13 protein-coding genes are annotated in these 15046 nt (G+C 35.0%); 7 read left to right on the top strand and 6 right to left on the bottom strand.

The genetic code is table 11. From position 1 onward, the window contains the following. The first annotated feature begins 235 nt into the window (after positions 1-235). From ACKTTZ_RS22525 to ACKTTZ_RS22510, 4 genes are all read left to right on the top strand, one after another. Positions 236-412, top strand: coding sequence for a histone H1 (locus ACKTTZ_RS22525; RefSeq protein ID WP_002978882.1), 177 nt, complete (start codon positions 236-238; stop codon positions 410-412). Between the two features lie 218 nt (positions 413-630). Then, entirely contained in the window at positions 631-1779 is a 1149-nt protein-coding gene (locus ACKTTZ_RS22520) for a carboxypeptidase-like regulatory domain-containing protein (protein WP_407846660.1), read from the top strand. Positions 1780-1968: 189 nt separating this feature from the next. Next, the gene (locus tag ACKTTZ_RS22515) at positions 1969-3540 is read left to right on the top strand and encodes a M28 family peptidase (protein ID WP_407846659.1); all 1572 of its coding nucleotides are present in this window, start codon (positions 1969-1971) and stop codon (positions 3538-3540) included. Between the two features lie 141 nt (positions 3541-3681). Continuing rightward, complete coding sequence (locus tag ACKTTZ_RS22510; RefSeq protein WP_407846658.1) at positions 3682-5307, top strand: IS1182 family transposase; 1626 nt, start codon at positions 3682-3684, stop codon at positions 5305-5307. Positions 5308-5339: 32 nt separating this feature from the next. Here ACKTTZ_RS22510 and ACKTTZ_RS22505 read toward each other — a convergent pair whose 3' ends face one another. From ACKTTZ_RS22505 to ACKTTZ_RS22485, 5 genes are all read right to left on the bottom strand, one after another. Next, positions 5340-6542, bottom strand: coding sequence for an IS256 family transposase (locus ACKTTZ_RS22505; protein WP_253318248.1), 1203 nt, complete (start codon positions 6540-6542; stop codon positions 5340-5342). A 91-nt stretch (positions 6543-6633) separates the two neighbouring features. After that, on the bottom strand, positions 6634-7284 hold the full coding sequence (locus ACKTTZ_RS22500; protein WP_407846657.1) for an RDD family protein: 651 nt from the start codon (positions 7282-7284) through the stop codon (positions 6634-6636). Between the two features lie 99 nt (positions 7285-7383). Continuing rightward, complete coding sequence (locus ACKTTZ_RS22495) at positions 7384-8022, bottom strand: HAD family hydrolase (protein ID WP_253317351.1); 639 nt, start codon at positions 8020-8022, stop codon at positions 7384-7386. 46 nt (positions 8023-8068) lie between these two features. Continuing rightward, the gene (locus ACKTTZ_RS22490; RefSeq protein WP_407846656.1) at positions 8069-10192 is read right to left on the bottom strand and encodes a Tex family protein; all 2124 of its coding nucleotides are present in this window, start codon (positions 10190-10192) and stop codon (positions 8069-8071) included. A 116-nt stretch (positions 10193-10308) separates the two neighbouring features. Then, a complete protein-coding gene (locus ACKTTZ_RS22485; protein ID WP_407846654.1) occupies positions 10309-12696 on the bottom strand; it encodes a hypothetical protein in 2388 nt (795 codons plus the stop codon). Positions 12697-13023: 327 nt separating this feature from the next. Here ACKTTZ_RS22485 and ACKTTZ_RS22480 point away from each other — a divergent pair, with 327 nt between their 5' ends. Continuing rightward, on the top strand, positions 13024-13701 hold the full coding sequence (locus ACKTTZ_RS22480; RefSeq protein WP_034696530.1) for a YceI family protein: 678 nt from the start codon (positions 13024-13026) through the stop codon (positions 13699-13701). An 89-nt stretch (positions 13702-13790) separates the two neighbouring features. On the opposite strand, the gene ACKTTZ_RS22475 is transcribed toward ACKTTZ_RS22480, so the two are convergent. Continuing rightward, a complete protein-coding gene (locus ACKTTZ_RS22475) occupies positions 13791-14147 on the bottom strand; it encodes a hypothetical protein (protein ID WP_407846653.1) in 357 nt (118 codons plus the stop codon). A 309-nt stretch (positions 14148-14456) separates the two neighbouring features. On the opposite strand from ACKTTZ_RS22475, the gene ACKTTZ_RS22470 reads away from it, so the two are divergent. Both ACKTTZ_RS22470 and ACKTTZ_RS22465 read left to right on the top strand, forming a co-directional pair. Further along, positions 14457-14711, top strand: a complete 255-nt coding sequence (locus tag ACKTTZ_RS22470; RefSeq protein WP_034696528.1) for a DUF1294 domain-containing protein — start codon at positions 14457-14459, stop codon at positions 14709-14711. Positions 14712-14820: 109 nt separating this feature from the next. Continuing rightward, on the top strand, positions 14821-15027 hold the full coding sequence (locus tag ACKTTZ_RS22465; RefSeq protein WP_034696527.1) for a bacteriocin-like protein: 207 nt from the start codon (positions 14821-14823) through the stop codon (positions 15025-15027). The last annotated feature ends 19 nt before the right edge of the window (positions 15028-15046 follow it).

Raw genomic sequence — 15046 nt, 5'->3', positions numbered from 1 at the left:
TTGTTGTTTTTGTTGATTCTTATTGATTCTGAGTGGTTTATTTAAATATTGATTTCTTCTGTATATAAACCCTCAGATACGTGGTTGATTTTCTACAATAATTTGATTTTATTTTAAAAATTAAATTGAATTTAAGAAAGACTCAGAAAAAATGATTAAATCCACTATTTTTTTTCAACACAATTAGGCTGGAATCACCATAAAACCTATATTTGCAGCCTAAATTTTTAAATAAATGAAAGAACTAATTGAAAAAATCAACGCAGAATTTGAAGCGTTCACAACTGAGGCAAACCAACAAGCGGAAAAAGGAAACAAAGCAGCTGGTACAAGAGCTCGTAAAGCAGCTTTAGAACTAAGCAAATTGTTCAAAGAATTCAGAAAAGTTTCTGTAGAAGAAGCTAAGAAATAATTCACCTTTAGCCGGCTTTTGAAGCCGGTTTTTTTATTTCCGGAATACAAAAAGTGTTTTAATGTGAAATAGATTAAAAATTCCCAGTTTTAGAATGCATTTTGCTGAATTTAAATTTTTAGTGTTAAATAGTATTAAAGTGTACTAAACTTCTGTTCTTCTATGTACTTCCTGATCTATATTTGTGTTATTAATTAAAACTAATATAACAAATAACCATGAAGTCCTTTTATCTTTTATTCATTTTCTTTTTCGGCTTTTTTTCTGCACAGAAATTAAGAGTAGTGGATTCCGAAAATGGAAATCCTATTCCTAATGCAAGAATTATCCTTCAGGATCAAATCATTTATACCAATGAAGATGGTTTTGCTCCAGTGAACTCAGATGCTGTCAATTTTGAAATTTCTGCTTCAGGTTTTCAAAAAGAGAAAATACAAGCCTATAACGCTCAGGTAAAACTTAAACCTGTCTATAAAAATATCGATGAGATCAAAATCATCAATGTAGACATCAAAAAAATATTTGAAGACATCAGTAAAAATTATCATAAAAAATATTATGATGATCCTTCTCTTTATGACGTTGTATACAAGGAAAAAGGTTTTGATAATAATAAGCTCTACTTTCTGGTCATTGCAGAAGCCAAGTTCTGGAGTAAAAATAACCAATATAATTTTAAAGATGGTTTTCGTAAAAACTATGATGAAATCCTTCAGATGCAGCTGAATAACGTTAAATATCTGAAGAAAGTAAATACTGATAGCATTTTCACGGGAAAAACCAATGAGTTTTCACATGAATATCTAGGAAACCTCTTTCTGAATTATGAACTTTACAGAACACTCCAGCATCTGAGAATGAAGGATTGTAAATATACCGGAAGGTTGATTTTTGAGGAAGGTGATGAACAGCTGATTACCTTTAAAATAGAATCGGTAAGAGGAATTCAGATGAAAGGTGAATTTAAATATAATAAAGCAGATAAAGTGATTACTTATTTTGAAACGCATTATTATCAGACAGATTTTCCTACCATGAAGAAAACTACAACAGATGGAAGAGAATTTCAGTACAAGCTTGGTGATGCTACACTGATTTTTGATTTTTATAAAAAAGATGGTGTCTATGTACCTGCATTGACGAAGCTGGAAGGAGATGGTTTTACCGTTTTTTATAAAGATGAAACTCATGTAAGGAAATTCAGTCGTGAAATTATCTATACTACTTTTACCAAAAGTGATAAGAAAGGGCTTAATCCGAAGGTTGATTTTAAGATCAGTATCTGGAATAATGTTCCTGTAAAAGAAAAAAAAGCTGGGATAACACTGCTTTCCAAAGAAGAACAGGCGTTTCTCAATGAAAAATAAAGTGTCATTTCTAAAGGCCACAAGACTGTCGTATTGATGGTCTTTTTTTATTAATTATGGTTGCTTTCAGAATTTTATTATTTCTTTTGGATGAAACTATTGATAATATAATTGAAAAACCTCTTTTTTAGGCTTAATTCTTCACTATCTCCCCAATTTCTTTTATCTTTAAACCAATCAATAAATAGTATGAGGATAAATAGATTTTTTGCAGTTCCTGCAGTAGTGCTGGCTGCCCAGTTTTCATGGGCTCAGGTAAAGGTTGACCCAAAAGAAAGGCTTAACCCTATCGTAAAAAGTTTTGTAGATGAAGTAAATAATAATTCCCAACTGGAAAACCTTGCGTCTGAGTTGCTTGACGGGATCGGTCCCCGTCTTGTAGGAACTCCCGAAATGCTGGCAGCCAACGAATGGAGCGCCAATAAACTTCGTTCTTGGGGAGTAGATGCCAATCTTCAACAATTCGGAACATGGAAAGGATGGCAGAGAGGAACGACTCATGTTGATATGACATATCCTCGTGTAAAATCTCTTTCAGCAACACAACTTGCATGGAGTCCGGCTACTAAAAAAGCAATTGAAGCCGAAGTGATTATCCTTCCGAAGGTATCTTCTAAGGCTGAATTTGACCAATGGCTTCCTTCTGCGAAAGGAAAAATTGTGCTGATGGCTCAATATCAGAAAATAGGACGTTCTGATGAACAAATCAAAGAATTTGCAACTCCTGAATTGTATGAAAAGCTTAAATCAGAGAAAGAGCAGGCTACCAAAGATTTTGCAGCTTACATAAAGAATATCGGATATGATAATAACAGTCTGCCGGAAGCACTGGAAAAAGCAGGGGCGGCAGGAATTGCTATTTCAAACTGGACCGGAATCATGGGAGCAAACAGGATTTTTGGTGCTAAAACAAGCAAAATTCCAATGATCGATATTGATGTGGAAGACTATGGAATGCTTTACAGAATGGCAGAAAAAGGAACTCTGCCTAAAATCAAAATTGATGCTCAGTCAAAAATACTTCCTGAAGCCAAAAGCTTCAATACAATCGGAATGATTAAAGGAAAAGAAAAACCTGAAGAATATGTGATTCTTTCCGCTCATCTTGACTCTTGGGACGGTGCTCAGGGAGCTACAGATAATGGAACCGGCACGATTACGATGCTGGAAACTATGAGAATTCTGAAGAAATATTATCCTAATAACAAGAGAACTATTGTAATTGGGCTTTGGGGAAGTGAAGAGCAGGGATTAAACGGATCGAGAGGTTTTGTAGCAGATAATCCTCAGATTATAAAAGGAGTACAGGCTGCTTTTAATCAGGATAACGGAACAGGGCGTGTGGTGAATATCAGCGGTCAGGGATTTGTAAAAGCTTATGATTACGTAGGAAGATGGCTTGACGGTGTTCCAAAAGCAGTAAGAAGCCATATTAAAACTGACTTTCCAGGAATGCCTGGCGGAGGAGGTTCTGATCATGCTTCATTCGTAGCAGCTGGAGTTCCAGGGATTTCTTTAGGGTCTTTGAACTGGGGATATTTTGGATATACATGGCATACCACAAAAGATACTTATGACAAGATTGTTTTTGACGAAGTGAAAAACAACGTAATTTTAACAGCAGCATTGGCTTACATGGCATCCGAAGATCCTGAATTCAGTAATAGAGAAAAAAGAGTAATGCCTCAGGATGAAAAAGGGGAGACGGTAAAATGGCCGGAAGTAAAAGAACCCAGAAGAAGTTCTAGAGACTATAAATAATAGTTTTTCTATAGAAGAAAGAGTAAAGAGGCTGTCTAAAAAGTCCAAAAAAATATCCCCGTTACTTAAAAAGTTTCGGGGATTTTTTTGTTGTTTGTCCTTTAAGATTTATCTTTAAGGTGCACCCAAACAAACATTGATATGAAAGTACGGTTTAAATCTTTACCCACCAATACTCCCAGCTTATTTCCTGAAGATATTTTTGATAAGATAGGTGCTAATGATCCGGTACGTCTTATCAATGAATTAGTGGATAACTTGAATATCGATCATATTATAAGTGAATATAAAGGCGGTGGAACGACAAGTTTTCACCCCCGGATGATGATCAAAGTTTTATTCTATGCCTATTTCAACAATATTTATTCATGCCGTAAAATAGAAAAGGCACTTGGAGAAAATATTCATTTCATGTGGCTTTCCGGCAACAGTAAGCCTGATTACAGAACCATCAATTACTTTAGGAGCAAACGGCTTAAAAACCATATTCACCGTCTTTTTGCAGATGTTACCGTTGTTTTGCAGAATTTAGGTTACGTAAGTTTAAATGTTCAATATATAGATGGTACAAAAATAGAATCATCTGCCAACCGATACAGCTTTGTATGGAAAAAATCTGTAGAAAAGAATAAATTAAAACTGGAAGCTCAAATTCATTCCGTACTTGAAGATATTGAATCCCAAATCAAAGAAGAGCGTTATGAATCCCATGAAAAGACCCTTCCAAAATCTATTGACAGCAGAGAGCTTCAGGATAAAATAGCAGAACTTAATCACTCTGTGGCACAGGACAATAAAACCGGTAAGAAGCTCATTAAAAAGCTTCAGCATCAGGACCTGCCCAGATTACAGAAGTATGAAGATCAATTAAAAATACTCTCAGGCCGCAACAGTTATAGTAAGACAGATCCCGACGCCTGCTTCATGCGGCTCAAAGACGACCATATGAAAAATGGGCAGCTTAAGCCAGCCTATAATGCACAGATCAGTACTGAAAACCAGTTTATCACCCATTACAGCATTCATCAGACTCCTGGAGATACCACTACATTGAAGGATCATCTTAACAGCTTTGAAAATCAGTATCACAAACAAAGTAAAGAGGTAGTAGCAGATGCCGGATATGGAAGTGAAGAGAATTACGAAATGATGGCAGAAAAAGCTATAGAGGGCTATGTAAAATATAATAATTTTCATAAAGAACAGAAGCGCAGTGAGAAGAACAATGCGTTTGCTGTACAGAACTTATATTATAATGAGGAAAATAACTTCTATGTATGTCCCTGCGGACAGCAAATGAACTTTATCGGTAAAGGCAAAAGAATCAGCAGTAACGGATATGAATCTCAGGTACATTATTATCAGGCTTTCAGATGTCAGGGTTGTCCTCTTAGAGAAAGCTGCCATCAAAGCCAGGATAATCGATTAATCGAAGTGAATTATAATCTGAACCATCACAGAATGAAAGCCAGACAAAGGCTGATATCTGAAAAAGGGCATTACCACAGAAGTAAACGGCCTATAGAAGTAGAAGCTGTATTCGGGCAATTAAAAAGCAATAATAAATTTTCAAGATTTACTCTAAAAGGACTTGAAAAAGTAAATATTGAATTTGGATTAATGGCATTGGCACATAATCTTAGAAAATTAGTGAAAAACAGAAAACTTAACCGTAAAAATTGGCTAAATACACTTAAATGCAAACAACATATGCATCTTTTCCATAAGTATATGAAAATCCAAAAGTATAAAGACACTATCCCGTAAAGTGTGTAAGTTAAAAAGTCAGGGCTTAGATTTTATAATCTGAGCCTTTTCTCAAAAATAAGCATAAATTGGTTGAGGACAATACCCCAATTCTGTATAGGCATTGTCCATTTTTTAGTAGCTTCTTTTAATGCCAAATAAACTGATTTCATTACAGCATCATCAGTAGGAAAAGACATTTTATTTTTGGTGTATTTTCTGATTTTGCCGTTGAGATTTTCAATTAAATTTGTGGTGTAAATGATTTTTCGTATCTCGAGAGGAAATTCAAAAAATACAGTGAGTTCATCCCAATTGTTTCGCCAGGATTGTATAGCATAAGAATATTTGCTTTCCCATTTATCTGCAAAATCATTGAGAGCTGCTTGAGCCGCTTGTTTTGTTGGAGCGGTGTAAATATGCTTCATATCGGCAGAAAATTCTTTTCTGTCCCTCCAGACCACATATTTGCAGGCATTTCTTATTTGATGGACAACGCAAATTTGGGTTTGAGATTCAGGAAAGACGGAACGGATTGTTTGGGTAAATCCGTTTAAGTTATCGGTAGCAGTGATGAGAATATCCTCCACACCACGGGCTTTTAAATCCGTGAGAACACTCATCCAGAAGGCTGAACTTTCATTTTTTCCAAGCCACATTCCCAAGACCTCCTTTCTCCCGTCACGGTTTAATCCAACAGCCAGATAAACGGTTTTATTAATGACTTTGGAATTTTCCCTTACCTTGAAAACAATCCCATCCATCCAGACAATGAGATACAAATCTTCAAGCGGGCGGTTCTGCCAGCTAACAACTTCACTGGCAACCGCATTGGTGATTCGTGAGATGGTAGAGGTAGAAACATCAAAATCATACATTTCTTTAATTTGTTCTTCAATATCACTTACACTCATTCCCTTAGCATAAAATGATATGATAATATTCTCCAAACCATCGATAATATTATGTCTCTTTGGAACCAATGCTGGTTCAAAACTACCTCCTCTATCTCTGGGAACTTTAATTTCAGATTCGCCAAATGAGGATTTTATCTTTTTAGTCCCGTGACCGTTACGGTAATTTCCAGTGGCAGATTTCTGATGTTTATCATTATCCAAATGAGAGTCCAATTCTGCATCAAGCATATGCTCTATAGCTCGCTTGTGCATTTCTTTGAAGAAAGAAGTTAAGTCTTCTCCATTTTTAAAGGACTTGTAAAAATCCTTGTTGTTTAATAATTCTTCTTTGTCGATCATAACTATGTAATGGTTAAAAATAATAAAAAGTTATTTCCGTAAAATTTTTTGAGCTATAAGGGCTCAAAATTTTCCAGAATAACTTTTTAACTTACACAGTTAGTGAGATACTACCAGTATAAAATTGCTGCATAACTATACGCAGTCTCAAAACAAAAAAAAAGAGGCTGACCTTTTTGGACAGCCTCTTTTTATCTTCTTGTAACAGCATTTCTTGTATTTCTTTTACTTTGCTTTCTTTTACAACATAGGTTTTACAGATCTTATTATTAAGATGCATACTGAAGTTCATATGAGTTCTGGTTTGTGTTCCCATTGCAACAGTTTTTGAAGTATGCTCTGTAAAAACCGGCCTGAAGTTGGCCAGACACAAAAAATTTCTTTGCAGTGATATCGGAAAATCAAGCTGTCTCCCATAATCATCAAGAACTTTAAGGTTAAAAATTCTCTTGCCGAAAGTTGTACCGAAATACCCTTCACAAAAAGCTCCGGAGATGATCACAGGCGGAATAGAAAGCAAGATGCCAAAGACGAAAGACTGATGAAAGATCAATACGATGATCATGATAAAAGGAGCCATATCAATCACTTTAGCAAAAAGGCGTTCCGTTTCATTTCCTTTATGAACAGGGTTGTAAGGGAGTTCAAATTCAAACTCGTTATAAATTCTATTGCCCGATTCATCAAAGGATCTGGTAGGCCTATGAATAATTTTCTTTACTTTAAGTTCGGATATTTTCAATGAGTGCTTGTAATTTGTTTTAATGGATTAATGCTTCAAAAAGCTATATTTTTTTAAAAAAGATATGACAGTTTCTCATTATCAATCAGCTGTCACTACTTAAATGTGGCTTTTCAGTTCGTGAAATTTTAAAAGAGAAGGTTTATATCCTGAATTATTCAATGTTCCAAATCCGTATTCACAGAAAATAAACGGTACTCCGTTTACCAGAGCAGAGTCCTGATCTGTTTGGGTATCACCAATATAAATGGAATCTTCGGTCGTCAAATGATTTCTTTCCATAAGAAGCTTTATGTTTTCAGACTTTGGCTTTTGGGTTCGTCCGTGAGACTCAAAATCAACAAACAGATCATTGAATTGATAATAATCTAAAAATGATTCAATATACCCATCCTGACAGTTGCTCACTATGAAAAGGGAATAAGTGTTGGCCAGATTCTTTAAAGTATCTTCTACGCCATCGTATAAAATTCCACCTTCTAAGTGAAGTGTTTTATTTTCTTCGGCTACAATTTCAGAAAGGATTTCTTTGGCTTGCAGATCCGAAATGCCGGGAATAATATCTTTTACAATATCGTGAGCTAGCAGTCCCATATACTGATCCATGTCTTCTGGTTTCAGGGCTTTTTTGATCAACTGATGTTTTTTGCCCAATACCTCATTCCATATTTTGATGATTGTAGCTCTGGAATCCCATAATGTTCCATCCAGATCGAAGATTAGATTCTTTGTTTTCAAAATGATTAATTTGTGGTTTAAATTTAAATAGGGTAATATTTAAAAATTACAAAATCATACTCAGCTGGACTCTTTTTCTTGCTTCATCCACTTCCGTTACTTTTACACGAACATGTTGATGAAGTTTTACTACCTCGTTGACATCCGATACAAATCCTTCTTTCAGCTGGGAAATATGAACCAGTCCGCTTTCTTTGATTCCAAGATCTACGAAACATCCAAAAGCAGTAATGTTATTGACAATTCCCGGAAGAATCATCCCTGCTTTTAAGTCTTTAATGCTTTTAACATTCGGGTCGAATTCAAATACTTTTGCTGCTTTTCTTGGGTCCAGTCCCGGTTTTTCAAGCTCTTTCAAAATATCTTTTATTCCTAAAATCCCGATTTCACCTGTGATATAACTTTCGGGTTTTACCAGGGCTATTTTTTCTTTATTGGCTATCAGTTCATTGGTTTTAATACCTAAATCTTTTGCCATTTTCTCTACAATTTCATAAGCTTCAGGGTGAACAGCAGAGTTATCTAAGGGGTTTGTGGCGTTTGTGATTCTTACAAAAGCAGCGGCTTGCTGGAAAGCTTTTTCTCCAAGTCTTGGAACTTTTTTCAGCTGTTTTCTATCTTCAAAAGCACCGTTTTCAGTACGGTAATTCACAATATTTTCTGCCATTTTTTCTCCGATTCCGGAAACATAACTTAATAGTGACTTGCTGGCGGTATTTAAATTAATTCCCACAGAGTTTACACATTTCATCACGGTAGAATCCAGCTCATTTTTCAGCTGGGTCTGGTCTACATCATGCTGGTATTGTCCGACACCAATAGATTTAGCATCAATTTTCACCAATTCTGCCAACGGATCAGAAAGTCTTCTTCCGATAGAAACTGCTCCACGTACCGTTACATCATACGACGGGAATTCATCTCTTGCAATTTTACTTGCAGAATAAACGGATGCTCCTGCTTCTGAAACTACAAAAACCTGCAAAGGTTTATCAAAAGCAATTTTTTTGATAAAGAATTCTGTTTCACGGCTTGCTGTTCCGTTACCAATAGAAATAGCCTCAATATTGTAAGCATTCACCATAGAACGGATTTTTTTCATAGCCATTCCACTTTCATTCTGTGGAGCATGAGGGTAGAGGGTTTCGTTGTGTAATAAATCTCCCTTTTCATCCAGGCATACTACTTTGCATCCGCTTCGGTATCCGGGATCTATTGCCAGAATCCTCTTTTCTCCTAAAGGTGGGGCAAGAAGGAGTTGGCTTAAGTTCTCAGAGAAAATTTCAATGGCTTTTTTGTCCGCTTTTTCTTTAGCTTCCTGTAATGCTTCATTCGAAATAGCAGGCTCCAGTAGTCTTTTATAACTATCTTTTATAGCCAGTGCAATTTGTTCAGAACTTTCATTATTAGATTTGATAATGGCTTTTTCAATGAAATCAATGGCTTCGTCTTTGTCTATTCCTACATTTGTTTTTACAAAACCTTCTGTTTCAGCTCTGAGCATGGCTAAAAGCCTGTGAGAAGGTGTTCTGCTAAGGCTTTCTTCCCATTCAAAATATTGGGAGAATTTCTGGGCTTCTTCTTCGTCTTTTTTAGCTTTTACAACCTTGGAGGTAACTACTGCTTTACGCTGAAATAGTCTTCTAAGGTTCTTACGGACATACATATTTTCGTTAATCCATTCTGCCATGATGTCTCTTGCTCCCTGCAGGGCTTCTTCTTCGGAAGCAACTTCATTATTCAGATATTTTGAAGCCAGAAAAAGAATGTCATTACTTTTCTGGCTCATAATAATTTTAGCTAAAGGTTCCAGTCCTTTTTCCTTGGCTGTATCAGCTTTGGTTTTCTTACGTTTTTTGAAAGGCAGATAAAGGTCTTCCAGTTCCTGAATGTCAAAGCTTTCTTCTATTCTCTGTTGAAGTTCAGGAGTCAATCCATTCTGTTCTTCTATTGATTTTAAAATGGATTCTTTTCTCTTAACAATTTCATCAAATTGCTTGCTGATTTTTGAGATCTGTTCGATTTGTATTTCGTCAAGGTTTCCGGTTTTATCTTTTCGGTAACGGGAAATAAAAGGAATGGTACAGTCTTCAGATAATAGTTGTAAGGTATTGTTGATGCTCTTTTCAGAAATATTGAGCTGTTTCTGTATAAATTCTACGGTCGTCATTGTTCTGTTTTCGGATAGCTAAAATAGGGTTTTGGAATGGAAAAAATGAAATTGAAATATAAAAAAAGCCTGATTACAGAAAATGTAATCAGGCTGTATGAGAATTTTTAAATTAATTAAGGCAAAAATTCATTATAATAAAGTGGGGTATCATTGTTTTTATCATATCCCATGATGATTATTTTATATTTTTTTGTATCATCATTGTTATAAAACTGTACTTTGGATGACTCTTCAGGCTGTGCCTCGAGAAAAGAGTTCCAGTAAAGGACACTTCGGGTATCCTGTGTAACGCTCTTGAATTTTTCATTTCCATAATCAGGACTTTCAAAAGTTGCTTCTTTGTCATATCCTGTTAGAGAGATTTGTCTTAATTTTGACGATACGATTTTGTTAGAGGATGCACCACGACGACTATAAATGGCAATAGCTCCGTTGCCTCCACCAAAACCACCAGCAAAAAATCCTTTTATCACCTTTACCATAGCAATATCGGAGGGAGATATATTATCTATTTGACTAGGATCAACAAGCATTTCATCAAGATAGATCCCCACTTGCCCACCTCTCAGAGAAGCAGTGTAACTTCCACGTTGCATTTGAATTGTTAAGCCTGCAACTCTTCCTTGCAGCCATTTCAAAATATTTGTGGAGGTAACCATTGTGGAATCATTTACAAAGTCGAAAACTTGTTCATTCATACTCTTGAATCGTGGGCTGCTCAATTCGTCGTTTAATTTTTTCGTCTTATTCTTTACTTCTCCTTTTAATTTTATTTCTTCAATATTGGTGATGTTTTCACTGATAACTTTCTGAGTATTAAGAGCGGTAAGTGATCTATTGACTTCATTAGAGGGTTTGTCATCAGCCGGACGAGGAACCAGTTTGTAGGAACTTGGCGGAAAGTTCTTTTTGTAAGGGATAAAAGCAAATGTAGGTTGGAAGTAAACAGAATAATTATTATTAAGATCTTTTGGCTCAGAATTTAACTGATAAAAAAATTTCATTGTGTCTTCAAAAACCAAATTATTCAATGTTAGAAAACCATTGTTGTCAGATTTTATTTGAGACATTCTGGAACCCGGTTCTGAACCGAAAATTAAATTTACTTCTGTATTAGGAGCGGTTTTCCCCTGAATATTTACTTTCCCTTTATAAGAAAGATAGCTTTCCGGTTGATATTTGATCATAGGATAGTTTCCTGTCATAATTGATTTCCATTCAAAACGCTTCCATTTTTCTGAAATTAAAAGGGCATCCAACGCTTCTGTATTACGGGTTTTTGTAAAATATTGAGCAGGACTAGTAACGGGTGATGTTATGTCTCCGGTCAGCCATAAAGAGCTTAATAAACTTTGATCCTCTTCTGTACTTTTGGTGTTGGCATCAAGTACTAAAACTGTGTAATTGGAATAATTAGCATCCTTAGGAATATCAAACGAGTTCTTACCCCGTGGTATATCTTTTAATGAAACAGCCTGTAATAATGGTTGCTTGAACTGCAACAACTGAGGTTGTACAAAAGCAAGCCTATTAGATACAACATTTTCTTTGTCATCAAAAATGGTAAGTTGTAGGATTCCACTCACAAGTTGGTTGTTGGAGATAGAATATTGAGCTTCGTTATTGATTTTATTAATCTTAGCTTTGTAAACAAGCTGATTGTTGATGGTTCCTAAAACAGTATAATACTGTGAGTCCTGAGACTGATTTTTGGCTTTTATGGTGTACTTTACGTGGTCTTTATCACTTACTACTTGTAGGTTTATTCCAGATGCAGAGACTTCAGGAAGAGCAATATTTTGTTTTTGTCCGCTCTTATCCTGAACAGTCAGTTGGTATCTTTTTCCGGTTTTAGGAGTGATATTAAATAATCCGATATTTTGATCAAACCCTTTAAATGTTGTGATTTTTATATCAGGATTATCAGAGTCTGTGACATACCCTTCCCAGTCAGAAGGCGTTATTCCATTAGATTGTAGCCTTACTGCTACTTTTGTACTGATTCCGTCTATAAAGCTTCCGCTTTCAGGATAAGCTGATACCATCCATGGAGTTGGATTGATTATTAATTTTTCTTGCGATGAAGGGTTATAGACTGTAATAGGTTTTATAAGCTGAAAATCTTCATTAAAGTTAGCCATCCAGCTGGTGTACGCTCTAATATAGTAAATGTCCTCTTTTAAAGAATCCTTAAGGGCAATGTTGCCACTTCCTTCACCATTTATTAATGGAATTAATTTTTTGCTGATCTGATTTTTATTGCTGTCATACAATTCTACAAATAAGGTAGTCGAAATAGCAGATGTAGTATAGCCATCAAATACAAATGACTTAAACCATAGGTTTTCTCCCGCAGTATAACTGCTTTTATCCAATAGCAAGTGTATTTTTTCCTGAGGATATTTTTGCTCAAATGTTTTGAGAGCTTCTTCAGCTTTGGTTTGTGCATTAAGACAATAAATTGTGCTTATTGCTAATAATGTTATTAGTTTTTTTGTCATGTTTTTATTAAAATTTGTGTTTTTCCTACAAAGCGCCAAAAATACATTTTTATTGTGATCTGGAATAGTGAAAAATTATAAAACAATAAAAATCTATAAAATTTAGAGTTAATTTAAGAATATATTAGTATTGTAAGGTTTCCGTATTGTGGAGTAGAATGATTTTTTATACTTTCAGCCAACAAAATTAAAACTGATGGTGGAAATCAATAAAAAAATCAAAAAAAGTCATTTCTTGATATATGTTAAGATGATGCAAAGCAGGTTTTTCTATTTTTGTACCCGAAAACAACAAAATTTTAATAAACTTTTTTAAAACAGTTCAATATGAAAAAAATTAGCGTAATTGCATTAGTAGGAATAGGATTGCTTTTGGCGTCATGTGATAAAGGAAAAACAGCAGAAACTGCAGCTACGGCTCAGGAACAAACTGTAGCAGAGAGCAAAGGAGAAACGCTGGCAGTAGATACAGTAGGCTCAGTAGTAAACTGGAAAGCTTTCCACAAAGGAGGAATGGCACCTCGTTGGGGAACTCTTACGGTAAAGTCTGGAGATATCAGTGTTGATGCAGGTCAGGTTTCTGCAGGAAACTTTGTAATTGACATGAATTCTATCAAAGTAGATCCGGCTTCAGTAACAGAAAAAGATAAAAAACCAGCTGATCTTGAGGCGCACTTAAAAAATCCTGATTTCTTTGATGTAGCGAAAAACCCTACTTCAGATTTCAAAATTACAAGTGTTACAGATTTGAAAGAAGCACCAAAAGATGCAGTAGCAGGAGCTAATAAAACAGTAAGTGGAAACCTTACTTTATCAGGAAAAACAATGAATGTTACTTTCCCTGCGAAAGTAGATGTTGCAGAAAATTCAGCGGCTATTCAGGCTAAATTTACCGTAAACAGAGCAGATTGGGGACTTAAATTCGGTACTTCTGAAGCAGATCCAGCAGAATGGATGATCAGCAAAGATATCGAGATTGCAATCGACGTAAAAGCTAAAAAATAAGTTATTTAAACTTTAATAATTACAAGAGCTGTCTTCACGAAGACAGCTCTTTTTATTTAGAAATCTTTTTGCTCAAATGGATAAAGAAATTAATTTACAATCTTGGAGTTCTGGATTCTAACACAATATTCACTTCCCAGATATAAAGGATTTCCGTGCTTCTCAGACCAGAATCCATCCAGTACGTCTTTACTCAGGCAGCGGTACACAGCAACTCCTTTATAGATTTTATCATCTTCTCCTTCGTAGTTGAAATTAATCACTAAAATTTGGTCTTTATAAAATCCTGTACCGTTTTGCTGATGGTCACCAATCATCCATTGGGCAATAATACGGTTGTTTTCATCAATGGTTAAGGTTAATATTCCATGATAAGATGGATGGGAAGACTCTTCCTGATTACTTCCCTCAATTGAATAGCTTCCTGCAAGATCCTGTACCGTCATTAATTTGTTTTTTAAGAAAGACAAATTTAAAAAATCCTGTTCTGATAACCTTATAAATATTTTCTGTCCGGGTTTTAAACTTTGGAATTTCTTTATTGATGAGTCTGTTGAAATTTTTATTTTTAAACCATTAAGATTTAATAAGAGTTTAAGAGTATTAAGATTAGCTTCGCTTTAAGCTTAAAAATCAGAATGATTTACCTTAACTGTACTTTACTTCTTAAATCTTCCTTAATGGTTTAAAAATATGGAATGGGTACGTGTATTTTTATAAATTAAGCTCTATTTTTGCGGCAAATTAAATGAAGAATGATTCCTTTTCTGTTGATAATAAACGTGCTTGCATTAGGTACTTTTGGTTTTGATAAGTGGCAGGCCCAAAAGCATCAATGGAGAATTTCCGAAAATACCCTTTTAGGAATTTCTCTGCTGGGCGGAATTATAGGAGCTGCTATGGGAATGATTCTCTTCAATCATAAAGTTTCCAAGAAATCTTTTCTCATGAAATTTATATTGGTTGTTTTAATTGATCTTGTTTTGTTTTACAGGTTGCTAAGGCATTGAATGTGAATGTTAAAAATATTTCTCCGAAATGTTAAATATTTGAATAACATATTAATTATTGTGTTTTTTTTATATTTTTATCATGCTAATAACAAATAAACAAAACAACATGAGAAATCTTAGAAAAATTTCCAGAACTGAAATGAAATCAGTTCAGGGAGGAATCGTTAAAGGAATGGTAAAATGCAAAGATGCTGACACATGTGCCGTAAGATGGGGATGGGCAACCGGATTCTCCAGTAATTGCGCAGAATTTGACATCATATGCGGAGAACCGCCTGTAATAGATCCATGCGAAATACAAGCTTGTGTATAAATAACTTAAAGAGTGTTTT

Origin of the sequence: Chryseobacterium sp. KCF3-3 (assembly GCF_045865955.1) — a bacterium.
GTDB lineage: Bacteria > Bacteroidota > Bacteroidia > Flavobacteriales > Weeksellaceae > Chryseobacterium.
Note: the sequence above shows the minus strand (reverse complement) of the source record. Positions and strands in the feature narration are given on the sequence as shown.